Source organism: Providencia sp. NPDC089933, assembly GCF_049545585.1.
Lineage (GTDB): Bacteria > Pseudomonadota > Gammaproteobacteria > Enterobacterales > Enterobacteriaceae > Providencia > Providencia huashanensis.
This window is the reverse complement of record NZ_JBMWDT010000005.1, coordinates 71,321-95,674: the sequence shown is the minus strand read 5'-3', so window position 1 is coordinate 95,674 and position 24,354 is coordinate 71,321. Positions and strand designations below refer to the sequence as shown.

The 24,354-nt window shown below is 39.8% G+C and carries 22 protein-coding genes; 9 read left to right on the top strand and 13 right to left on the bottom strand.

Annotated elements, in window-relative coordinates; genetic code table 11:
- Positions 1–26: 26 nt before the first annotated feature.
- Together ACPEH5_RS09135 and ACPEH5_RS09130 are read right to left on the bottom strand one after the other, a co-directional pair.
- The gene (locus ACPEH5_RS09135) at positions 27–1,031 is read right to left on the bottom strand and encodes a serine hydrolase domain-containing protein (protein ID WP_166685439.1); all 1,005 of its coding nucleotides are present in this window, start codon (positions 1,029–1,031) and stop codon (positions 27–29) included.
- A 39-nt stretch (positions 1,032–1,070) separates the two neighbouring features.
- The gene (locus ACPEH5_RS09130) at positions 1,071–1,952 is read right to left on the bottom strand and encodes a LysR substrate-binding domain-containing protein (RefSeq protein WP_071547624.1); all 882 of its coding nucleotides are present in this window, start codon (positions 1,950–1,952) and stop codon (positions 1,071–1,073) included.
- 85 nt (positions 1,953–2,037) lie between these two features.
- On the opposite strand from ACPEH5_RS09130, the gene ACPEH5_RS09125 reads away from it, so the two are divergent.
- A complete protein-coding gene (locus ACPEH5_RS09125; protein WP_131680826.1) occupies positions 2,038–3,099 on the top strand; it encodes an NAD(P)H-dependent flavin oxidoreductase in 1,062 nt (353 codons plus the stop codon).
- Between the two features lie 47 nt (positions 3,100–3,146).
- Here ACPEH5_RS09125 and yhjD read toward each other — a convergent pair whose 3' ends face one another.
- Positions 3,147–4,139, bottom strand: coding sequence for an inner membrane protein YhjD (gene yhjD / locus ACPEH5_RS09120; RefSeq protein ID WP_370661209.1), 993 nt, complete (start codon positions 4,137–4,139; stop codon positions 3,147–3,149).
- 205 nt (positions 4,140–4,344) lie between these two features.
- A complete protein-coding gene (locus ACPEH5_RS09115; RefSeq protein ID WP_042847646.1) occupies positions 4,345–4,749 on the bottom strand; it encodes a DUF1090 domain-containing protein in 405 nt (134 codons plus the stop codon).
- Between the two features lie 234 nt (positions 4,750–4,983).
- On the opposite strand from ACPEH5_RS09115, the gene ACPEH5_RS09110 reads away from it, so the two are divergent.
- Positions 4,984–5,826 carry a 23S rRNA (adenine(2030)-N(6))-methyltransferase RlmJ gene (locus tag ACPEH5_RS09110; protein ID WP_048605429.1) on the top strand — a complete coding sequence of 281 codons (843 nt, stop codon included), beginning with the start codon at positions 4,984–4,986 and terminating at the stop codon, positions 5,824–5,826.
- Between the two features lie 139 nt (positions 5,827–5,965).
- A complete protein-coding gene (gene gorA / locus ACPEH5_RS09105; protein WP_166697082.1) occupies positions 5,966–7,318 on the top strand; it encodes a glutathione-disulfide reductase in 1,353 nt (450 codons plus the stop codon).
- Between the two features lie 79 nt (positions 7,319–7,397).
- Here the strand turns inward: gorA and ACPEH5_RS09100 are convergent, their stop codons facing one another.
- From ACPEH5_RS09100 to mobA, 8 genes are all read right to left on the bottom strand, one after another.
- Positions 7,398–7,994 (bottom strand): glutathione S-transferase family protein, encoded by a 597-nt coding sequence (locus tag ACPEH5_RS09100; protein WP_166686802.1) that lies wholly within the window; start codon positions 7,992–7,994, stop codon positions 7,398–7,400.
- 49 nt (positions 7,995–8,043) lie between these two features.
- Entirely contained in the window at positions 8,044–8,742 is a 699-nt protein-coding gene (locus ACPEH5_RS09095; protein WP_187550763.1) for a helix-turn-helix transcriptional regulator, read from the bottom strand.
- Between the two features lie 137 nt (positions 8,743–8,879).
- Positions 8,880–10,184, bottom strand: coding sequence for a carbohydrate porin (locus ACPEH5_RS09090; RefSeq protein WP_071547625.1), 1,305 nt, complete (start codon positions 10,182–10,184; stop codon positions 8,880–8,882).
- A gap of 175 nt (positions 10,185–10,359) precedes the next feature.
- Positions 10,360–11,754: a glycoside hydrolase family 1 protein gene (locus tag ACPEH5_RS09085; protein ID WP_281110833.1), complete on the bottom strand. Its 1,395-nt coding sequence runs from the start codon at positions 11,752–11,754 to the stop codon at positions 10,360–10,362.
- Between the two features lie 11 nt (positions 11,755–11,765).
- The gene (bglF, locus tag ACPEH5_RS09080; protein WP_131680827.1) at positions 11,766–13,661 is read right to left on the bottom strand and encodes a PTS beta-glucoside transporter subunit IIABC; all 1,896 of its coding nucleotides are present in this window, start codon (positions 13,659–13,661) and stop codon (positions 11,766–11,768) included.
- A 176-nt stretch (positions 13,662–13,837) separates the two neighbouring features.
- Positions 13,838–14,674: a BglG family transcription antiterminator LicT gene (licT, locus tag ACPEH5_RS09075; protein ID WP_042847639.1), complete on the bottom strand. Its 837-nt coding sequence runs from the start codon at positions 14,672–14,674 to the stop codon at positions 13,838–13,840.
- Between the two features lie 232 nt (positions 14,675–14,906).
- Entirely contained in the window at positions 14,907–15,425 is a 519-nt protein-coding gene (gene mobB, locus ACPEH5_RS09070; RefSeq protein WP_131680828.1) for a molybdopterin-guanine dinucleotide biosynthesis protein MobB, read from the bottom strand.
- Positions 15,426–15,427: 2 nt separating this feature from the next.
- Positions 15,428–16,015 (bottom strand): molybdenum cofactor guanylyltransferase MobA, encoded by a 588-nt coding sequence (mobA, locus tag ACPEH5_RS09065; RefSeq protein ID WP_048605421.1) that lies wholly within the window; start codon positions 16,013–16,015, stop codon positions 15,428–15,430.
- Between the two features lie 216 nt (positions 16,016–16,231).
- Here mobA and ACPEH5_RS09060 point away from each other — a divergent pair, with 216 nt between their 5' ends.
- The 4 genes from ACPEH5_RS09060 (at position 16,232) to polA (ending at position 21,372) form a co-directional block, all read left to right on the top strand.
- Positions 16,232–16,501: a YihD family protein gene (locus ACPEH5_RS09060; protein WP_042847634.1), complete on the top strand. Its 270-nt coding sequence runs from the start codon at positions 16,232–16,234 to the stop codon at positions 16,499–16,501.
- 6 nt (positions 16,502–16,507) lie between these two features.
- Positions 16,508–17,503: a serine/threonine protein kinase gene (locus tag ACPEH5_RS09055; RefSeq protein WP_423727034.1), complete on the top strand. Its 996-nt coding sequence runs from the start codon at positions 16,508–16,510 to the stop codon at positions 17,501–17,503.
- A 33-nt stretch (positions 17,504–17,536) separates the two neighbouring features.
- Positions 17,537–18,157: a thiol:disulfide interchange protein DsbA gene (gene dsbA, locus ACPEH5_RS09050; protein ID WP_226693573.1), complete on the top strand. Its 621-nt coding sequence runs from the start codon at positions 17,537–17,539 to the stop codon at positions 18,155–18,157.
- Between the two features lie 422 nt (positions 18,158–18,579).
- The gene (gene polA, locus ACPEH5_RS09045; protein WP_131680831.1) at positions 18,580–21,372 is read left to right on the top strand and encodes a DNA polymerase I; all 2,793 of its coding nucleotides are present in this window, start codon (positions 18,580–18,582) and stop codon (positions 21,370–21,372) included.
- Positions 21,373–21,847: 475 nt separating this feature from the next.
- Here the strand turns inward: polA and yihA are convergent, their stop codons facing one another.
- Positions 21,848–22,459 carry a ribosome biogenesis GTP-binding protein YihA/YsxC gene (gene yihA, locus ACPEH5_RS09040; protein WP_042847624.1) on the bottom strand — a complete coding sequence of 204 codons (612 nt, stop codon included), beginning with the start codon at positions 22,457–22,459 and terminating at the stop codon, positions 21,848–21,850.
- A 330-nt stretch (positions 22,460–22,789) separates the two neighbouring features.
- On the opposite strand from yihA, the gene ppiA reads away from it, so the two are divergent.
- Together ppiA and ACPEH5_RS09030 are read left to right on the top strand one after the other, a co-directional pair.
- Positions 22,790–23,362: a peptidylprolyl isomerase A gene (ppiA, locus tag ACPEH5_RS09035; RefSeq protein WP_042847622.1), complete on the top strand. Its 573-nt coding sequence runs from the start codon at positions 22,790–22,792 to the stop codon at positions 23,360–23,362.
- 403 nt (positions 23,363–23,765) lie between these two features.
- Entirely contained in the window at positions 23,766–24,341 is a 576-nt protein-coding gene (locus ACPEH5_RS09030) for an aminodeoxychorismate synthase component II (protein WP_042847620.1), read from the top strand.
- The last annotated feature ends 13 nt before the right edge of the window (positions 24,342–24,354 follow it).

The following is a 24,354-nucleotide window of genomic DNA, read 5'->3' as shown; positions in this document are numbered from 1 at the left end:
CGTTGGTCGCCATTGGCTATCCTTTTTCAAACTTGTTGGCTTAGTAACGATTCAATAGCCGTTATTAGTATTTCTCGTGAACCCCTGTTATCGACAAACCCTGCGGCACTTGTTTTTGTTTGAGGGGAGTAATAAGCCACAGAGCCCCAAAAACCTAAATGAGAATATAAGGTAATGCCGTTAACAACATTTGCCATAATGCCGAGTCGATAATTTTCTGCTCCATCATGGGGGCCGGTACTTAACATGGTTGTTAGGGTCGCTGGCGATGAAAAAATAGCCCCCCCGAAAAGCGCCTCTAAAAACACTGCCATCTGCTTTGATGACATCACTAAACCACCACCGCCATAAGCATCCATAGAGGCGTGGATATGTGTCCCTTCCAACTTCCCTAAATATTGGCGTGATCTAGGTGCTGCTATTGTTGGGGGAGATTCTAGGTGTTCCCAATAGGCAGTTTCTAGTCCAATTGAATCAAATTTGAGTAATTCTCTTACTGCTAGACCAAGTGATTTGCCTGTTATTCGCTCAATAATATCCCCCAACAAAATATAGCCAGTATCTGAGTAGATGTACGATTTAGCAGGTGGAAAAAATGGAAACTGCTTGTGGATGTACATTTCTAATTGCTCTGCACGGCTCCACTGATAATTAGGGCGTTTGAGAACTTCAGTTAGGTAGTCGGCATCAGCATGGTCTAATAGCCCGCTACTGTGATTGAGTAAATGACGCACGGTAATTGCATTCGTGTCATATTGGGCACTTAGTAATAAATTATATTTTGGGTCGATATGTTTAGAGATAGCATCATTGATGCTCAGTTTGCCTAATTCAGCAAGTCGTAAAATCGCTGCCGCGGTAAAGGTTTTTGTATTACTCGCTATCCGTAGTGGTGTATCGACAGTGAGTGGGGAGCCTGCAAGGTCTGATCCCCTAGAACAGAAACTAGCAACACTGCTTTTCGTCTGGTTGTGATAATAGAGAACAACCCCACAGGTTAATTCTTCAAGTTGTTTCACAAAGCTAGTCATCATGACCCCATGTTAGGTAATTATAATGAAGGCACTATATTAATCATGACTAGATGCACTAATACACGCTTTAAATGCGCTAAAAGCAGGGACATGGTAATTTTCGCGGTAAATCAAAAGGGTATCACAGTGAGTCACTGTAATTCTGCCTAATTTTAAAGATGAAACAGGCATTGATTCGATTAATTTTTTTGGAAGAAGTGCCACGCAGCTCCCTGCGGTAACACAAGCCACCATCGCGTGATAAGAGTTCATTTCTTGTACATTCCAATCGAAACTTGCTGGAATATTTAACCATTGCTCCGCAATATTCCGATAGCTACACCCTTGTGCAAAAGCCGCTAAACAACGGGTTTTAACTTGATTTACAATGGTTGCTGAATGTTCATGTTCAGGAAGCAACAATTGCAATTCTTCTTGCCAAATGACCTCGGTCTTGATCCCCATTTGTGAGAGTTGGTTAGGTTCATATAGCGCAGAAGGCAGTGCGACAAACGCACAATCCAGTTTGCCGCTATTGACTTGTTCTAGCAATGAAAGTGAAGACCCAGTACGTAATAACAATTTAGTATTTGGGTTTTGCTGATGAAATTGTGCTAAAGGTATGGGTAGCCGACAAGCCGCCGTACTTTCCATGCTTCCAATACGCAACTGCCCACCTTCTCGCCCCCCACTAATGACATGGCGAGCTTCTTCCTCAAGGGCTAATAACCGATGAGCATAATCAAGAAATTGCCTACCAGCCTCTGAAAGTTCAAGGCGTTTATTTTGCCGAATAAACAACAGTTCGCCAAGATTTGACTCCAATTGTTGAATTCGTGTTGTGATATTCGATGGTACGCGACCTAAACGTGCAGCTGCGCGGGTGATATTGAGCTCAGCAGCAACGGTACAGAATATTTTAAGAGTTTCAGTGTTCATTTTCTCTTTATGTGAATATAGTGCTATATTCATTCTCAATGTAAGAAAGTAAAGTGTATCCCGACATTACAATAAAGGAAAGAAAATGGCTAAAGAAAATGCATTTTTACACCGGTTAGGCTTACGCTATCCTATCATTCAAGCACCGATGGTGGGGGTGTCTACACCTGCATTAGTGGCGGCAGTTTCTGAGTCCGGTGGGTTAGGTTCATTAGGGTTAGGGGCAAGCACAGTTGAACAAGCACGTCAGATGATAGCTCAAACACAGGCACTGACAGATAAGGCATTCAATGTGAATCTATTTTGTCATCAACCACCAAAACGCAACCAAACTAATGAACGCGCATGGATAGAATATCTGGCGCCTTACTTTGCTCAGTTTAATACGGCTCCTCCAACTCATCTTAATGAAATCTACCAAACTTTTTTAGGTAACTCTGAAATGTTGGCGATGTTGTTAGAGATGAAACCAGCTTCAGTCAGCTTTCATTTTAATATCCCTTCAGTCGAGGTCGTACAGCAATTAAAGTCGCAAGGCATTTATACCTTAGCCACCGCGACTAATTTGCAAGAAGCCCAGTTAATAGAACAGGCCGGGATTGATGCAATTGTTGCTCAAGGTATTGAGGCTGGTGGGCATCGCGGTATATTTGATGTAAATATGCAAGATGAACAATTAACGACTAACGCATTGGTATCATTACTTATAAAACAGACCCAGTTACCTATTATTGCAGCAGGGGGAATGATGGATGGTTATGATATCAAAGGGGCATTAGATGGCGGTGCAACCGCAGCGCAGTTGGGAACGGCGTTTATTTTGTGTCCTGAATCTGCCGCAAATAGTAGCTATCGGCAAAAATTGAAAAGCCAGACAACGGATACCACCACTTTAACAACTGTAATCTCAGGGCGGCCGGCAAGGGGGATTGCGAATCAATTTACGCAAATAGGCCTTGATTATAAAATAAATGAATTACCTGATTATCCAATTGCTTATGATATTGCAAAACAGTTAAATGCCGCAGCAAGTCAGTTGGGGAGTGATGACTTTTCTGCTCATTGGGCAGGGAAAAACCTAGTGAAAATACGCGAAATGCCAGCCGCCTTGCTTGTGAAAACGTGGGTTGAAGAGATGAATGGATAAATTGTGTAAATAGTAGGGCGGCGATTATCGCTGCCCTAATTGGATGATTAAAGCGTTGTTTCGGTAGGCAATGAGTCTTTTTGCTCATCGGTAGCTATCCATGCTGCACAAAATAGGGTTAAACGGGCAAAAAAGTAGAAAAAAGCCATTAAACCTAGTACTGAACCAAATGCTGCACCGGAAGGAGATGACGCTAGGTTCGGTAAAATCCATGTCATGATTGATTTAATAATTTCAAACCCGATGGCAGCCAGAAAAGTCCCTTTGATGAGGGACCGACGACGATGTTGCATACGAGGTAAAATCCAAAAAATCCATAAAAATAATAGGAAATTAGCCATGATAGAAATAGTTAACCCTATTAGTGTCCACGCAGGTTTTAACCACTCGATACCATCAAGCCCTAATGTGCTGACAATGGTTGCTTGTGCAGAACCGGCCACTGAAGTGAGCATGATTGTGACAACCAATGCGATCAGCAAACCAATCAAAGCAAAAAAATCGCGGATATAGCGGAAAATAATGTTTTCGTGCTCATCTTCATTTCGCTCCCATACAGGGCGCGATTGAGCCAAAATAGCTAAACGTAAGTTATTTACCCAGTTGACCCCTGAATATACCGCTAAGGCTAAACCGGTTAACCCGACCGTCGTACGTTGGCGAATTGCAGTATCGATGGTTCTTTCTAATGTATTAGCTAGGGTTGGGTCAGTAATATTTGCAGAAATTCCTCGGACTAATTTTTCAAGTAGTTCAGGGTTACTGGCTAAGACAAAACCCGCAGCTGCAAATGAAAACATTAAAACAGGAATTAACGATAGAAATGAGAAATAGGTAATTGCGGCACCAAACTGGTTTCCCATACGGTCAGTAAAACGTTGTGCGGTACGAATGAGGTGTGCAATAAATGGAATTGCACAAATAAAATTAACAACACGCATTGAGAATGTGAGCGCTTTTTTACTGCCATCAATACTTTTATTCAGTGTCGCTTTCAGCTTGTTGCTATCTTTTTGTTCTTCTTCCTGCATATTCGACATTTAATCCCCTTTTCCTGCAACGAAAACTGTCTTACTTTGGCCTTGTTCAGTGGCTAGTTATGAATGATATGCACAATACTATAGCCTAAAATAAAGGGTAACTTCATCCCAATGCCTATTTTTTAGATAAACAAATGTCATTGGAATGATATTGTGCAGTGAAAGTAACCAATTCATTAATCAGGAAAAAGGGAATATATCAAAATTAAAGAGCCCCTTTGTATATCTGCATCTCGTCTTGTGCTTCTTTTAATTCAGCCTGCGCTTCAGCTAATTTGCGTTCACGTTTTTTAATCTTTTTGAGGTCATTACCTTGTTGCTTTTCTTCTTTTAATTCAGCTTCGCGTTCTTGCACTTTTTCACGTTTTTCGTCGACATTCTTTTGGCTATCACGATATAAAGACTCTGGGGTGCAATAACGATTAACGTTATCTAATGCTTCTTCTAAGCCGCGAACACGGTATTGGTTGCCATGCTGTTTCGCGTATTTTATCTGTGCTTCAATTCTTTGTTTTTTAATGTCGCAGCCATTTTGTGTTTTAGCTGCCATGACTGATGAACTTACAAAAAACAAAGCGGAAGCTGTGGTTACTATCAGTAGCTTCTTCATGATTTACCCCTGGTTATGTTGAAATTTGTATTTAGGATAGCGTTTTATTTCATTTAGGTCATGTGAATTTTAGCGCTGCCTTCACTGTGACAATTGTGGCTAAATTTAGCTATAATGAGGCTGAAGAATTAATCCGGCCTATTTTTTGTTCAAAAAGGCACTCTTTAAAGCACCTATTTAATAGTAGTCATCTTATTTGGCTAGTGTTGAATTTCCTCAGGAAATAAACGTTACATGTTAAGTTATCGTCACAGCTTTCACGCAGGCAACCATGCCGATGTGTTAAAACACACGGTACAGAGTTTGATTATTGAGTCTCTAAAAGAGAAAGAAAAACCTTTTCTGTATTTAGACACGCATTCAGGTGCAGGTCGTTATCAACTAACCAGTGAACATGCAGAAAAAACAGGTGAATACCTCGAAGGGATTGCGCGGATATGGGAGCAACCAGATTTACCTGAGGAATTACAGCCCTATATGAGTATTGTACGTAAGCTCAATGATAATGGCCGTTTGCGTTATTATCCGGGCTCGCCTTTATTAGCCAAATATTTATTGCGTGAGCAAGATAAACTGGTATTAACGGAATTACATCCGAGCGATTATCCGTTATTACGTACTGAGTTTTCACGTGATAATCGAGCACAAGTTTCTAAAGAAGATGGCTATCAACAATTAAAATCAAAGTTACCACCACAAAGTCGTCGAGGTTTTGTGTTGATGGACCCACCTTATGAAATGAAAACAGACTATGAAGCGGTCGTTAAAGGTGTGGTTGAAGGGTACAAACGTTTTGCAACGGGAACCTATGCAATTTGGTATCCCGTCGTGTTGCGCCAACAAATAAAACGTATGCTTAATCAATTAGAAGCAACAGGGATCCGCAGAATTTTACAAATCGAATTGGCTGTGCGACCTGACAGCGACCAACGCGGCATGACGGCATCGGGTATGATTGTCATCAACCCACCGTGGAAATTGGAACAGCAAATGAAAAATGTGCTGCCTTGGTTACATAAAACACTGGTGCCTGAAGGTATAGGGCATACTTTAGTTGAGTGGGTTGTACCAGAATAATTCGCACAATAGGATAGGTATAGCCAATTGAATTAACAGGTATTAGCTATCATAAAACGCTATTCATGCCATGGCAATCAATAGCATGATGCGAGAAAATGAATCAATGAGTCATTCAATCAATGGGAATAACCAAATTATGAGCAAACATTACGACTATATTGCAATTGGTGGCGGAAGCGGTGGTATTGCGTCGATGAACCGTGCAGCAATGTATGGGCAAAAATGTGCCTTAATTGAGGCTAAAGCATTAGGTGGAACTTGTGTGAACGTAGGTTGCGTACCGAAAAAGGTTATGTGGCATGCGGCACAAATTTCTGAAGCCATTCGTAATTATGGTCCTGACTATGGTTTCGATACGACAATTAATCGTTTTGATTGGAAAACATTAATTGATAGCCGTACTGCTTATATTGATCGCATTCATCAATCTTATGACCGCGTTCTTGGCAATAATAAAGTTGATGTGATCAGTGGTTTTGCTCGTTTTGTTGATGCACATACTGTTGAAGTGGATGGCGAAACTTATACCGCGGATCATATTTTAATTGCCACCGGTGGTCGCCCTGTGATCCCTGCTATCCCTGGTGCAGAGTATGGTATGACTTCTGATGGTTTCTTCGAGCTGGAAGCGCTACCAAAGCGTGTTGCAGTGGTGGGTGCGGGTTATATCGCTGTTGAATTGGCAGGTGTTTTAAATGGACTCGGTGCGCAAGCACACTTATTTGTTCGTAAACATGCGCCACTGCGTTCATTCGACCCTCTGATTGTAGAAACGCTGGTTGAAGTTATGAACACGGAAGGGCCAAAACTGCACACAGAGTCTATTCCAAAAGAAGTGGTAAAAAATGCCGATGGTTCTTTAACGTTAAAATTGGAAAATGGCCAAGAGCATACAGTTGATGCATTGATTTGGGCTATTGGTCGTGAGCCAATGACGGATAACCTGAATATTGAAGCCACGGGTGTTGAGCTGGATGAGAAAGGCTACATCAAAGTGGATAAATACCAAAATACCAATGTCGCTGGTGTATATGCAGTGGGTGATAATACTGGTGCTGTTGAATTGACTCCTGTGGCTGTTGCGGCAGGGCGTCGTTTATCCGAACGTTTATTTAATAATAAACCAGATGAACATTTAGATTACAGTAATATTCCAACGGTAGTATTTTCACACCCACCAATTGGCACTGTGGGTTTAACTGAGCCAGAAGCCGTTGAAAAATATGGCGCTGAAAATGTGAAAACTTATAAATCGTCTTTCACAGCCATGTATACTGCGGTAACTTCTCATCGTCAACCTTGCCGTATGAAGTTAATTTGTGTGGGTGAAGCAGAAAAAATTGTCGGTATTCATGGCATTGGTTTTGGTATGGATGAAATTCTGCAAGGCTTCGCAGTAGCGTTAAAAATGGGCGCAACCAAGAAAGACTTTGATAACACTGTGGCTATTCACCCAACCGCAGCGGAAGAGTTTGTGACTATGCGTTAAGCATACGAATAATATTGGTTATACTGTTAATGAATAAAAGAGCCAAGTAGTTAATAACTTGGCTCTTTTTACATGGGGATTACGCGAGTAGCTCGGCAATTTCAGGAATAGTTGACAAGCTTTTCATGTAAGCTTTCATTGCTGGTGTGACTTCCATCAAATTGTATTTAGTGAAGAATATTACAAATGCCCCTACATACACATCCACTGCGGTGAATTGCTCGCCACAAATAAAAGGTTTAGCGTTATTTAAACCGGTTTCTAAGCACGCCATTGTGCGTTCAACAGAACCAAATCCAGATGATTTTTGTTGTTCTTCATTGAGCTGAATATTAAGGCCGTTAATTGTGAACGCAGTTTCTATTGGGCCCGCGGTAAAGAGGAACCATCGATAATAATCAGCACGCTTGGCGTCGTTAAGTGCAGGAGCTAAGCCTTTTTCAATAAATTTGTCCGCTAAATATAAACAAATCGCCGCTGTTTCAGTGACGATAGCCTCACCATCAACCAATGCTGGGACTTTTGCCATTGGGTTAATTGCCAAATATTCGGCCGTGTGCATATCTGCACCATAATCTAATTCAATACGTTTATAAGGAACATCTAAAATTTTTAACAGTAGGTCAACAGTATTACCGCGTGACATTGAATTAGTAAAAAGCACCAGTTCGCTCATGATTATTCCCTTATAAGAAGTTGAGCACTTACTATAAGGTAGAGCTGTGTCAGAAATTGTCAGTAGACACGCAGAGGATTTCTTTACTCCATCGTTCAAGCAAATAATTTTTAGGGTAGGGGAGTTTATGCTCAAGGGCACGATAGGATTGAATGCGGTCTAAACGAAAATGGCGATAACTTTCCCGTAATTCACACCAAGCGGCGAGTACTTGGGAATCTTTCATATAACCAATTGCAATCGGCCAAATAATTCGTTCACTCTGTTGGTTCTGGCCATCTAGGTAAATAATTTGAGCTTTACATTCTTCGCGCAAGCTTAGGCGCAAGTCTTTAGCAATAATATCGTTTATTTCATGGAAATGTGTGGTGGGCGCAAACAAGGTGTTTTGGTTTAAGATTTTCTGTGAATTACCTGCTACGACAGCATTTATTTTACTAATGGCACGTATTGCTGAGTTTTTTAGCTCTCTATCGGCATTACTTTTAACCCAGCGCAAACCTAAAACCAGTGCTTCCAGTTCATTTTCATCGAAAGTGAGTGGAGGCAATAATAAGCCGGTTTTTAGTTGGTAACCAATACCCGCCTCACCTAAGATTTCAGCTCCTTGGTTGCGTAACGACTCAATATCTCGGTAAATAGAGCGGATACTGACTTGTAGCTGAGAAGCAAGAGCTTCTGCCGTAATGGGGTAGCGGTTTTCTTTGAGTATTTGCAATAAAGTCAGTAAGCGTTGAGTGCGAGTCATTTATCAGCCTAGCTAGAACGATAGATTAAGAAATTAAACACAGAATAGGGTATTACAGGGAAAAATCAAAGCTGCGAAAGATGGCGGAAAATTATTGGCCTGATAGCCGGTAAGTTTAGCTTTCAGGCCTGATATGTTTAGAAAGTGACGACGGTTTTTAAGCCGAGTACCCATGCATCAGAGGTTTGCTTAATCCCCCCTGGATTGTGCCAGTATTGGACATCAGGTTGTAGCTCTAGCCAAGAAACCGGTTTGAAACGGTAATACAGTTCTGCGTTAAACGCGTTAGAGGTTATAGGGCGAAAGAAAGGGTCATGGTAATCTGTGATGCCAAATTGTTGGTTATACTGTTTTTGGCCTTTGGCAAAGTGATCACTTAATTCAATATAAGAAACACCTAAACCCACCCAGTCTTCAGGCCTTGCATCGAATAATCCACGATAACGCAAGGAACTTGAAACCACATAATTCATAAAATTACTACGTTCATCGTGGTAGCTTCCACTTAAGGATAAACTTAAACCTCTATTGGGGTCGTCTTGGTGGCGAGTTAATTGTTGGTTCATGCCACCATAGATAAACCATGTGCTGTGGTAGGTTTTATCTTTGTAGAGATCTTGCTGTTTGGCATTGGTGTACAATAATCCTACATTATAGGCCCCCGGTAACCCATTGACGAAAGTGCGGCTTTCGACCTCTAAAGGTAATACAATGCCTTTACTGCCTTTAGTTGACCAGCTCCAAGCGTGGCTTCTATCAGTTGCTTGAGGATTTTGTTCCATAACCCCTGTTTTAATAGTCACCTCTGGTGTGATTTTATAGCTGACAGTGGTTCCCCACGTGTGAATATTCCAGTTACTCCAGACAAGAGCATTTGCAGATTTACCACCACACTGGGTGCGCAATTGAAAATCACATGGAATAATTTGGTCGAATTCTTGTACTTTATTCATCATGCCAATACGCCAAGTGAGACGGCGTTCGTCAAAACTTCGGGCGAAAGTTAGCCAACCTAAGCGTGTAATAGAACCACCGCCAGCACTTTCTTGGGTTTGGTCATAATTAGGAGTTCGTGGGTCTTGAACCCGTTTTAAGGTGAGGTCATCATTGTGATTGCGGTTAACAATATTCCCTTCAATACGAGCATCTGGGATGCCTGTCCACCGCTCTAGGTCTTGGGTAAAGGTGAAGGCAAATTGGTCAATATAAGCGGTGTATTTATCATCATCATAACCGCCACTTGCATTATAGGCAACTTGGCTTAAATAATTACTATGAAATGAAAAACCATGATCCGATAAAATAGGGCGAATGCCAAGCATGTCGCCAAATAGCCCTTTAGGGGCAGGTTCAAACCCTAATACAGTACCATCCCATGATTGTTCATTAGCAATAGCGGGTAATGTTAAAAATAACAGGGGAAATATAATTTTTTTATTCATTTATTATGGAACCTATTTTAAGGCGCAAAAAACTAATAAATACAAAATAGTATTTATTAATATCTACGTAAATTTTATATATTAAATATAGGATGTAGAAACTACCTATATAATATCTGTAATATTACTAGAGAGGCTTATAAAGTATAAACCCCTCAATATTTAATTAGGTTAATTAACGAATTAATAACTCCCCTTTTGACTTAATGATTTTTTGATACCAATAAAAGCTTTTTTTCCGTTTGCGTTCAAGCGTGCCATTGCCTTGGTCATCTCTATCAACATAAATAAACCCATAACGTTTAGACATTTGCGCATTTGAGGCGCTAACAATATCAATCGGTCCCCAACTAGTATAACCCATAACATCTACACCATCTTGAATGGCTTCATGTACTTGGACTAAATGGTCGTTAATATATTGTATGCGGTAATCATCAATAATATCTCCCTCAGGAGTCACTTGGTCGATAGCCCCTAGCCCATTTTCAACAATAAATAATGGTTTTTGGTATCTATCCCATAATAAATTTAATATTGTTCTTAGCCCTTGAGGATCAATTTGCCATCCCCACTGTGAGCTTTCTAAATGAGGGTTTGGGATCATACTGAGAATATTACCTCGTTTCTTATTATATTCTTCTTTATCTGCGGTAATGCAGCCAGTCATATAATAACTGAAAGAGATAAAATCAATAGTTTGTTTAAGATCTTGTTTATCTTCTTCGGTAATATTCAGATGAATTTGGTTATCTTTAAAATAACGTAGCATATAACCGGGGTAAGCCCCACGGCATTGAACATCACCAAAGAATAACCATGTGCGATTTTCAGTCATGGCTTCCCAAATATCATTGGGCTTGCATGTTAGGGGATAAACTAACCCACCGAGCAACATGTTCCCTATTTTGGCATCAGGGATAATTTCATGGCAGGCTTTTGTCACTCTTGCGCTGGCAACAAGTTGGTGATGGATAGCTTGATAAATCGCTGTTTTTGAACTGGTCTCTACTAATCCTACACCTGTCATCGGGGCGTGAAGTGACATGTTGATTTCGTTAAATGTGAGCCAAAGTTTGACTTTGTCTTTATACCGTTGAAAAACAGTGCGTGCATAGCGTTCAAAAAATGTAATGACTTGGCGACTTCCCCAACCACCATATTCCGTGACTAAGTGATAGGGCATCTCATAATGAGATAAAGTAACTACAGGTTGAATATGGTATTTCGCCATTTCTGCAAATAATTTATCGTAGAAAGCCAGCCCTTCTTCATTTGCTTCTTGCTCATCGCCACGTGGGAAAATACGGCTCCATGCGATAGAGGTACGTAAACAGGTGAACCCCATTTCAGCAAAAAGAGCAATATCTTCTGGGTAACGATGATAAAAATCGATAGCGATATCTTTAATATATTGGTCATTATTGGTGCGTTTAACGACTCCACCAAAAATACCATTTGGTTGAACATCAGAGGTACTTAACCCTTTTCCTGCTGTCAAATAAGCGCCTTCGGCTTGGTTTGCTGCAATGGCGCCTCCCCATAAAAATGTCTCAGGAAATTTTGTCATCATTTTATTCCTTATTTCGGATTAACTGTCATGAATGTAATACCGGGATTGATTGTTTGGTTGAGCGTGATGGTTTTAACAGCAGCATAGTCATCACTATTACTAACAATGATTGGTGTTGTTACGTCATAACCAGATTCAATAATTTTTTCTAAATCGAAGGTGAGTAACAGGTCACCGGCTTTGAACGTATCCCCCTGTTTTACCTCAGGAGTAAAGTAGAGACCGTCTAGTTTCACAGTGTCTATACCCACATGGATCAACACCTCAATACCGCTTTGACTTAATAGACCTAGCGCATGCCCAGTTTTAAAAAATGAGGCCACTTCCCCATCAAATGGGGCATATACCGCACCAATGTTTGGAATAATTGCAGTACCTTGGCCGAGTAATCCACTTGCAAAGGTTTCATCGGGAACTTCATTTAAAGGTAATGTACGGCCAGACATTGGCGATAGAATGTCATTCGGAGCAACGGGTTGCACTTGAACATCAGTAGGTTGAGCTTGTTGTGGCTGCTTTTTAACGCCAAAAAAACGGGTTGCTAGGCAAGCGAAGGTAAATGAAATCAATGAGCCGATGATTGCTCCCCAAACGGTTTTGTCAAAGCCGCTTGCAGGGATGATTTGGGTAAAGGTAAAAATATTCACTAGCCCAAAAGAGTAAGTTAGCGTTTGGCTGTAGCCGATGATTGCACCACCGACACCGCCTCCAATACAGCCGAAGATAAAAGGTCGGCGTAGTGGTAGGGTAACACCGTACACAGCGGGCTCAGTGATACCAAAGATCCCCGCGGTGACGGAAGAGCCTGCCATAATTCGCATTTTTGCATTATGGGTTGCTAACATGACGCCAAGTGCTGCACCGACTTGCCCAGCAACAGCAGGGAGAAGTAATGGCACGAGTGCATCTTGCCCAAATACACTGAGGTTATTGATACTAATTGGAACAATTCCCCAGTGTAGACCGAAAATAACACACACCTGCCAAATTGCGCCCATAAATGCGCCAGCAATAATGGGGGTAAAGTTATAAATAGCTTGGAATGTATCTGCAATTAATAGGCTTAACCAAGTTGCTGACGGGCCGATAACCAAGAAAGTGAGGGGGACGATAATTAATAAACATAAAAATGGTGAAATAAAATTTTTCATCGCCGCAGGTAATAAGAGGTTCAGCCTTTTTTCTAATAAACAGCTCAGCCAAGCTGCAAAGATAATAGGAATAACAGACGTACTGTAATTAATAAATGTGAGTGGAATTCCTAAAAAATATTCGGGAGCTGCGCCCGCAAGGCTTTGTTGAAACGCAGTTAACATGGATGGATGTACTAGCGCACCTCCAATAGCCATGGTTAAGAATGGGCTACCCCCAAATTTTTTCCCTGCGGTATAACCGAGCACTAGCGGGAAGAAATAAAATAGTGAATCACTGGCTGCAAACCATAATTTATAGGTGGCACTTTGTTCTGATAGCCAATGAAGTGTAACAAATAAAGAAAGAAAGCCTTTTAAAATCCCTGATGCAGCCATAACTCCCAGTATTGGCGTGAATATACTGGAAACAATATCGATAAAATGGCTAAAAATATTTTCTTTATCCTCTTTTTCGCTGGATAGGTTTTTATCTTTTTTAGAGGGAGACACTACGGTTGTATCTTCTTTGCCAATTAATTGATTTATTGCGTTATAGACTTCATGAACGTGATTGCCAATGACAACTTGAAATTGTCCACCGCTTTCAACAACGGTAATCACCTCTGAATTTTGTTTCAAATGTTCAGGGTTGGCTTGTTTTATTTCCTTAAGTTTAAAGCGTAAGCGAGTGGCACAATGAATAACATTGACGATATTGTCTTGACCGCCAACATCGTGAATGATTTGTTCTGCTAAAGGTTGGTACTTCATAAAATATTCCTTTATCACATGATGATAAACATTAGTGCTATGAATGTGCAAAAAAAAACCTGATACTCTCTTCTTATCAGTAAGAAGAGTCATTATCAGGTTTTGCCCACCAGAATTGGCGGTAACAATCCATTAGGTTTTTATTGTAAGTCAGTCACATAGCGTATTTAATTAAGTTATATCGAGTTCTCTTTTCTGACACGCTCAATGTGGATAGTAAGAAACATACATTCCTCATCCGTTAAAGTGCGTTGGTATTTTTTTTGTAAAAACTGGCTTATTTTTTCGGCGCATCGCCAAGATGTTGAATAGTTTTCTTTAATGACAAGATGCATCGAAGCATCATCATTTGGCACGGGTGTATTATTCATCATGCGATGGGCAAAAAACTTTAAGTGAGTAATAAAACGTTGATAACTCAAAGTTTCTTCATGATAGTCAACTTTGAGGTTATATTTCACGATATTAATGATTTCTTGCATTACTTTCATTGTTTGTATGACAACGGGCATTTCCCCAGTAAGTTGTGCATTTACAAAATGTAAAGCAATGAACCCCGCTTCATCAACAGGTAGCTCGATACCGTGTTTTTCATTAATTAGAGCTAATGAATCTAAGCCTAATTGGTACTCTTTTGGATATAAACGTTGTATTTCCCATAGCATGGTATTAGTGATTGCTAAGCCTTTTGTTTGCCTTTCAATGGCATAATTGCAATGGTCGGTTAATACAATATATAAACTTTCGTTTAATTCACCTAACTGGTATTTAGCTCGTTGAATTATCTCATCACAGGTTTTCATGATGGAAATGGGAATATGGCTAAGTAATTCGCTAAGCCGAGCAGTTAACTCGTCGCTACGTAACTCATAAATTTTTTCAATTTTTGTTATATCGACATCGTCATGTGCTTTTTTTTGAAATGCCAAGCCCCTCCCCATGACAACGATTTCCTGTTGTTTCTCATTCAGGGCAATGACCACATTGTTGTTTAATATTTTTGCGATCTTCACTTTCAATCCCTTAGAAACGAAAAAAACCCGATAGCCCAATGACAAATCATTGGTATATCAGGTTTTGCCTGTCAGTAATGACAGTAACAATCCAGTATTCTTACTTTTCTGCACTTTAATCAAATTGGGATATGAATTCAAATGCCAAAGCTTGAAAATGTGAGGAACCTCGTATTGCTATGTATAGTTAATCCAAATTTACTTGTTTATTAATTACACAAAAATTAGCAAACTAATGGCTCTTTTGCCACCAAGATACAATATAATCAGCAATTTGCTCAGGGTTATTAATATCTAACTGTGGCACATTGGTATCGATAATTTCATTACTAGCAACAGCAACGACATAGTTGTCAATCAAGCCGTTGAGTGGCTTACCGACCTCTGAACGAAACAAGGCAATTTTATCGATCGTTTCCTGTTTAAACCCTTCGACTAAAATAAGGTCTAATGACGCGGGGTCGAAGCGACTCGCTAAATAATACAAATCCATTTTATTGGCATCAGGGGTTTCAGTCATCAGTGCCCAGCGTTTTTGACTGGCGACTAAGGTTTGGTCAGCCCCAGCTTTGCGTAGTTCAAAGCTGTCTTTGCCCGGTTTATCTACTTCCATATCATGGTGTGTATGTTTGATTAAGCCAACACGTAAGTTACGCTGGCGGAGCAAAGGGATCACTTTTTTCAACAATGTTGTTTTACCGGTACCGCTATAAGCAGTAATTCCTAGTAGAGGTAGAGTATTTTGCTTCATAGTTATTTTTGTTGTAACTCCCAATTACGACTATCTTCTAAGGTATTTAGGTTTGCAAATGCATCGAATTCTGATGAAAAAATAATCCCTTTTGCATTAACTTCTTGCATAAATATCATCAATTTACGATCACCTCTTGCAAGGTAATCATCAAGTTGTGTTTTTAATGAACGATGGAGCAAGGCAAATGTAGGGTGCTCGCGTCTTTCATCTTGTGCATAACAGGCTAAATGATTGCCTTTTTCGTTAAACATTTTTTCAGCTAAATTTAGCGGAAAAGCGGGGACATCGCAGGGGACAAATAGCAACCAATCAGTTTTGGCATAATGCATTGCAGATTGCATACCTGCAAGAGGGCCAGAAAAGTTATTCTCTAAATCAGAAATAACCGTTAACTGACTTTCATTGTAACGAGCTTGGTTACGGTTGGCATTGATCATTATTGACCCTACCTGTGGGCTTAGGCGCTCTAATATGTGTTGGTAAAGAGGTTTACCCATCAAAGGGACTAAACCTTTATCTTGCCCCCCCATTCTGGTGCCTAGGCCACCTGCAAGTATGACACCTGTTATTGACTGGCGAAACGTCATGTTCAATATCCTTGAATATCTTCAATAAAATGTTTTAACATTCCCAGAAAACACCTTCGAGTATAGTAATTGCTAAAATTTATTCTATTTGGTTATAAAATCAATGAATATTCGTCACAATTGCAGTTAAACTTTACGTAGATTGACAACAGTTCGCTTTTTCTCTTGTATGATTATTGGTAACTTGTATCGAATATTCGTGATAAAGGAATAAACATGAAATGCCATCGTTTAAATGAAGTTATTGAGCTACTACATCCTGTTTGGAAAGATAATTCAGATTTAAACCTAGTAGAGTTATTACAAAAGCTGGCAGATGAAGCAGGTTTTAAAGGCAGTTTGTCTGAATTGACAGATGATGTACTAATTTATCATTTAAAAATGCGTGGCACGAACAGTAATGAAGTGATCCCTGGTCTAAAAAAAGATTATGAAGATGACTTTAAAACAGCCATTTTGCGCGCTCGCGGCATCATTAAAGATTAAACTGTGATGGATAAAATAGAGCATTCGAATTTCCATTTCAGTGGAATTTCTCCTGATTTGATTCTAGATGCCTTGATGGAAGTGGGGATTTACCCTGAATCGGGCTTAACAGAGTTAAACAGCTATGAAAATCGAGTTTATCAATTTCAAGACGAAAACCGTCAGCGTTATGTGGTGAAATTTTATCGCCCTGAACGTTGGAACCGCTCACAAATTCAAGAAGAACACGACTTTACATTGGAATTAGTCGAGGAAGGTCTCTCTATAGCTGCACCAATTGAATTTGCAGGGCAAACAGTATTAGAGTTCGGTGGTTTTTTATTTGCTGTTTTTCCGAGTATCGGTGGTCGGCAATATGAAACTGATAATTTATTTCAATTAGAAAGTGTAGGGCACTTATTAGGGCGAATACACCAGATTGGTAAACGTAAAAACTTTGCATTTCGTCCTACAATGGGTGTTGAGGAATACCTTGATCAACCTCGGCACATAATTACATCTAGCCCACTGATAACTGCACGTTATAAAGAGCAGTTTATTGAGTCACTGGATGCATTAATTGCACAAGTAAAATTACTGTGGCCTACAACATTGTCGTCAATTCGCTTACAAGGTGATTGCCACCCCGGTAATATTTTATGGCGAGATGAGGCTTGGCTGGTGGACTTTGATGATGCTCGAAATGGTCCCGCAATCCAAGATTTATGGATGTTATTAAATGGCCCTCGTCAAGAGCAGGTCATTCAATTAGATACATTATTAGAAAGTTATAATGAGTTTTGTGACTTTGATGTAAAACAGCTAAAGCTTATTGAACCTCTCAGGGCTATGCGTATGGTGCATTATCTTGGATGGGTTATCCGTCGCTGGCAAGACCCTGCATTCCCTCGTGCATTTTCATGGCTGCAAGCTGATGATTTTTGGAAAAGACAATCACTCGAATTTATACAACAAACCGAACGATTGAAAGATCCCCCTTTGCAGTTAACCCCTCAGTTTTAACTTTTAAGTCTTTGTTTTTGGAGAATGTAGTATATGAAAAAAATTATGTTGGCTTTGCTTGGTATTGCTATGTCATTTGGTGCTGCTGCGGCAAATTATACCGAAGGTAAAGAGTACACTGAGGTACAACCTGTGCAAGGTTTACCACAAGTTATTGAGTTTTTCTCTTTCTATTGCCCACACTGTTACCAATTTGAAACTGTGTATAAAGTACCTGCAACAGTAGAAAAAAACTTACCAGACAATGTAACAAAAGCGCGCTATCACGTCGATTTCCTTGGTCCTTTGGGGCCTGATTTAACTGAAGCTTGGGTGGTTGCTACTGTTCTGAAAGTAGAAGATAAAATGACCCCTCTTTTGTTTGAAGGTATTCAAAAAACGCAAACTATTAACACCAAAGAAGATATCCGTAATACCTTTATCAAAGCTGGTATTCTTGCTGAGAAGTATGATGCAGCTTTAAATAGTTTCGTTGTTAAAGGTCTTGTTGAGCAACAAAGACAAGCCGCGCAGAACTTAAAGCTTAGAGGCGTTCCAGCTGTATTTGTTAATGGTAAATACCAAGTACGTAATAACGGCATCACTGTAGATAACGCCGAAGACTATGGTAAAGAATTCTCTAACGTTGTGAATTTTTTAGTCAATAAAAAATAAGTATGATTGATGGTGGTAATATCGCCACCATCAACTGTCATATAAAGTATATTGAATCAATATCCACAATTACTTAATCTCCTCTTCTTTGCATTAAAGCAATTCTTCATTACACTAAGTCATTGATATTACTTTCTTGTTTTAGTCTTTTTAATGCATGTTACTTGTTGAATTTACTGAGCAACATAAATTTATACACACGGTTATCCACAGGTTTTGTCAAAGCAGCTAGTAACATTAAGTGACTAGAGTTAATGAAAGTAATCACTTAGGTTAACTATAGCTAGGTCGTTTACTTGAAAGAAGATGCTGATCGGCGAGATTTTAACAAAGTGGTTAAGTGGAAAAAACTTGGGATGTATCTGAAGCGACATTATGGCATCCTATTAGCATTCGTTCCCGATAAAAGATGATGACAGATTATGGCTCAGATTGCAGAAAACCCTCTTATTTTGGTTGATGGTTCCTCTTACTTATACCGTGCTTACCATGCATTTCCACCTTTGACCAACAGTGCTGGTGAACCTACAGGGGCTATGTATGGCGTAATTAATATGCTGCGTAGCTTGGTCATGCAATATAAACCTAGCCATGTTGCTGTTGTCTTTGATGCGAAGGGAAAAACATTTCGTGATGAGTTATTCGAAAGTTATAAATCTCATCGCCCGCCGATGCCAGATGATTTACGCGCACAAATTGAACCACTACACAGTATGGTTGAAGCTATGGGGCTACCGTTGCTCGTTGTTTCTGGTGTAGAAGCTGATGATGTAATAGGTACTTTGGCCTGTGAAGCTAGTCGTAACGGTACACCTGTTTTGATTAGTACTGGTGATAAAGATATGGCACAACTTGTGGAGCCTAATATTACGCTCATCAATACCATGAATAACACTATTTTAGGTCCGGATGAGGTTCAAGAAAAATATGGGGTTCCACCTGAGCTTATCATCGATTTCTTAGCGTTAATGGGGGATTCATCAGACAATATCCCAGGTGTGCCTGGTGTTGGTGAAAAAACAGCGCTGGCTTTATTACAAGGGATTGGCAGCTTAGAAAAAATATATGAGAACCTAGAAGCTATAGCGCCTTTGGGCTTTAGAGGGTCTAAAACATTAGCGCCAAAAATGGCTGAAAATCGTGAATTAGCTTTCTTATCATACCAACTGGCCACTATTAAAACGGATGTTAAGTTAGACAAAACCTGTGAAGAGTTACGCGTCGATCAACCTGATGTAGACAAATTGCATCAGTTGTTTAGCCGTTATGAATTCAAGCGCTGGTTGTCTGATGTAGAAAATGGGACGTGGATGGAAGGTAAAGGTTCAACTGCTAAAGCAAATCCGGCTATAGCAACATCTACGGCAAAAGTCTCAGTACCGACGGCCCCCACCTTAAATGCTGAAAATTACCAAACAATTTTAGAAAAGGCAGACTTAGACCGCTGGGTGGAAAAATTGAGCTCAGCATCTTTGTTTGCTTTTGATACTGAAACAGATAGCTTAGACACACAAGAAGCGCGCCTTGTGGGGATGTCATTTGCAATTGAAGCGGGTCATGCCGCCTACCTACCGTTAGCCCATGATTATCTTGATGCACCAGCTCAGTTGCCACTGGATGAAGTTTTACAAGCAATGAAACCGATACTGGAAAGTGAAAAAATCCTCAAAATCGGGCAAAACTTGAAATACGATGCGGAAGTTCTTGAAAATTATGACATTGAGTTAAAAGGTATCGGCTACGATACGATGTTGGAGTCGTATGTGCTCAATAGCGTTGCGGGGATGGGCCGTCATGATATGGACAGTTTGGCTGAGCGTCATTTGAACCATAAGACAGTGAGTTTTGAAGAAATTGCGGGCAAAGGCAAAAAACAGCTAACTTTCAATCAAATCGCGTTAGAGCAGGCCTCGAACTATGCGGCAGAAGATGCTGATGTAACATTATTACTGCACCAAGCACTGTATCCTCAATTGGAAGCTGAGCCAAAACTTAACCATATTTTTAAGAATATCGAAATGCCATTAGTTCCTGTTTTAGTCAGAATGGAGCGTAAAGGGGTTTTGATTGATGCAACAGTATTAGCCGCACAGTCGAAAATCATTACTGCGCGTTTAGCAGAACTTGAAAAAGAAGCGTTTGAGCTCGCTGGTGAAGAGTTTAATCTGGCATCACCAAAACAATTACAGGCAATTTTATTTGAAAAATTACAACTACCTGTTATCAAAAAAACGCCAAGTGGTGCAGCCTCGACCAATGAAGAAGTACTTGAAGAACTTGCATTAAACCATGCTTTACCAAAATTACTTCTGGAGCATCGTAGTTTAGCTAAATTGAAATCGACTTACACAGATAAACTACCGCTTATGATAAACCCACGTACGCAGCGTGTGCATACGTCGTATCATCAAGCCGTTACGGCGACTGGGCGTTTGTCTTCAAGGGACCCAAACTTACAAAATATCCCAGTAAGAACAGAAGAAGGCCGCCGTATTCGCCAAGCTTTTGTTGCACGCGAAGGCTATAAAGTCATGGCTGCGGACTATTCACAAATTGAATTACGTATCATGGCACATTTATCTCAAGATAAAGGCCTACTCACTGCATTTGCGGAAGGCAAGGATATTCACAAAGCAACGGCAGCAGAGGTATTTGGTGTTCCACTTGAACAAGTAACCAGTGATCAGCGTCGTAGTGCTAAGGCAATTAACTTCGGTCTTATCTATGGGATGAGCGCATTCGGGCTAGCAAGGCAATTAGGTATCCCGCGTGGTGAAGCTCAACGTTATATGGATCTCTATTTTGAACGTTACCCGGGTGTTTTACGCTATATGGAAAATACACGTCTACAAGCATCAGAACAAGGCTACGTTGAAACACTAGAAGGGCGCAGGCTTTATTTGGCTGATATAAAATCAAGTAATGGTATGCGCCGTAAAGCTGCTGAACGTGAAGCTATCAATGCTCCAATGCAAGGAACAGCTGCTGATATTATTAAAAAGGCAATGATTGCTGTCGATGAGTGGCTACAAACAGAGAAACCCCATGCTGATATGCTAATGCAAGTTCATGATGAATTAGTGTTTGAAGTTAAGGAGTCAGAACTCGAACAGGTACAAGCACAGGTTCAGACATTAATGGAGCAAAGCATGAAACTGGATGTTCCGTTAAAAGTAGATATTGGAATAGGTAATAATTGGGATGAAGCTCATTAATTATTAGTTTTATCTGACTGACAATAAAAAACGCCTAATAAAACCATTAGGCGTTTTTTATGCATTTGACATTATTCACTATAAATTGAATATAACTACCCGATAAACCACTAAACTAACAATGAAAACAGAATGATTTCATGACATATTTATGCGACTTACCTCTCATAAATATGTAATTAAAATACGTTTTTAGGGCTGTATTTTTAAGATGTACTTGCTGAATCGTAGTAAGCTTTGAAAAAAAACTACAAAAAGCCTTTTTTTCGAGCGAAAAATAAAGTACATTAATAGGCGTAGGGTACAGAGGTAAGATGTTCTATCTTTCAGACCTTTTACTTCACGTAATCGGATTTAGCTGAATATTAGCTGCTCCAGTCAATTTTTTTGATTGGAGCATTTTTTTTGCCTAAAATTCAGTAGATTAGACTATCAAAGGCTTAGTGAGCTATTTCTAGCTCACACAGTGATGGGATTAAATTGGTGTGTTATACCAGCTATCTAACTTAATACGAAGTTTATCAACGCCTATTTTTTTCAGTGCTGAGAAATATTCAACTTCAATATCCCCCTCAAGTGGTGCAAGAGCTTGACGCACTTCCGTCAGCTGTTTTTTTCTCGCGCCAGAGGCAAGTTTGTCCGCCTTAGTCAGTAAAACGAGGACTGGTACACTCATTGCAACAGACCATTCTATCATTTGCATATCAAGATCTTTCAATGGATGGCGAATATCCATTAGCACCACAAGCCCTTTAATACATTCCCGCTTTTGTAAGTATTCACCGAGCGCTTGTTGCCATTTGCGTTTCATTTCTTCGGGAACTTCGGCATAACCATAACCGGGAAGGTCAACAAGGCGAATGCCTTCCTCAACTTCAAATAGGTTGATTAGCTGAGTTCTTCCTGGGGTTTTACTGGTGCGTGCTAAACCTTTTTGTTGAGTTAATGCGTTTAAAGCGCTTGATTTACCCGCATTTGAGCGGCCAGCAAAAGCAACCTCGATACCGGTATCTTTTGGTAAATGCCGAATATCCGGTGCACTGATGACAAATTTTGCCATCTGGTAGTTATGATTCTTAATTGCCATTTGTCGTTCTCCCTGAGTTAGCCTCAAAAGGCTGGGGGATTATAGCTTTGCTTACGCCATCCCGACAACTTGAAATATCCCTTGTATTGGTTTTACTGACTTAATAGTGAAATGCTTTACCTTTAGCGTGATATAAATCGTAAAATCTAGCTAATTGATAAATAATCATTATCTGTGAAGTTTTTTGTCTAAATTAGTCTACAATTTAACACGCTTGGTAGGTTTGACCGTTTTTGGCGTAAATATAGGTAAATCTTCAGCAATCTTGCTAGCTTCGCTCTAGAATTGCTTGATTGTAGTTGTAATGAGTCACAATGAAAGGGATCTTACATGTTAAAACGAATTTTTGTGCCAATTTTGGCCATTTGCGCAATTAGCGCGTCCTCTTTTGCATTATCGGCGGGTGAGACTTATGTTAAATTAGTCACTTCAGCAGGTGATATTGAATTAGAACTGAATGGTAAGAAAGCCCCTGTTTCGACAGAAAACTTTGTTCAATATGTTAATGAAGGTTATTACAACGGAACCACTTTCCACCGTGTTATTCCTGGGTTTATGATCCAAGGCGGTGGCTTTAATAAAGATTTGCAGCAAAAACAAACTCGAGCGCCAATTAAAAATGAAGCAGATAACGGGCTACGTAACCTACGTGGCACCATCTCTATGGCTCGTACTGCAAATAAAGATAGCGCAACAAGCCAGTTCTTTATTAACGTTGCTGATAACGCGTTTTTAGACCATGGTCAACGTGACTTTGGTTATGCGGTTTTTGGTAAAGTGGTAAAAGGTATGGATGTAGCGGATAAAATCTCTAAAGTGAAAACAGAGAATGTTGGTCCGTATCAAAATGTTCCTGTTGAACCCGTTACTATCATTTCAGCAGAAGTGATTAAAAAGCCTTAATCTTATATACACAGTGGGTAGGTGAATTTACCTACCCGCTTGAGTTGTAAATATCGGTTCTGTGACATGTTCTGATGCACCTTACTTGTGTTATCCACTAAAAGTTAATCCGATTTTTCTATTTTTTGAGGTGGCTTTTACTTCCTTGTATTTAAAGTAATTCTTAACTTCAATATCATTTTGTTATCGTAATGTAAATATAATTCCATGATTTTTATATGGAAAATTATTTCTGATAAAAGCATTCATTGACTTAAATAGGCTATTTTCTTGTCTTGGCTGTGCTATGATAGCCGACCTTATTATTTTTTAGCGTTTTTAATCATCGTTCTGATTGCCAAGACCTAAAAAATATGCATAAGAAAATAATATATAATGATAAAAATCAGTCGGATAGCCTAATATGCTTCTACTTATTGATAATTACGATTCATTTACCTACAACTTATACCAATACTTCTGTGAGTTAGGTGCTGAGGTTGTTGTAAAACGTAATGATGAAATTACCATCGAAGAAATTGAACAGCTTTCGCCTACCCATCTTGTGATTTCGCCTGGGCCATGTACGCCTGATGAGGCTGGTATCTCCCTTGAGGCAATAAAATATTTTGCGGGTAAACTCCCTATTTTGGGTATTTGCTTGGGGCATCAGGCGATTGGGCAAGCTTTTGGCGCATCAGTCGTTAAGGCTCGTCAAGTTATGCACGGCAAAACATCAGCAATCCATCATAATCACCAAGGTGTGTTTAAAGGTTTAAACCGTCCTTTGACTGTGACTCGTTACCATTCTTTAGTTATTGCAGCAGAGACACTTCCTGTTTCTTTTGATGTGTCAGCATGGTCATTAAATAACGGTGATGTTGATGAAATCATGGGAATACGGCACAAAACTTTACCTATAGAAGGTGTTCAATTCCACCCAGAAAGTATTCTAAGTGAACAAGGTCATGAATTACTGAATAATTTTCTGAAGTATTAGTTTGCGAATATCA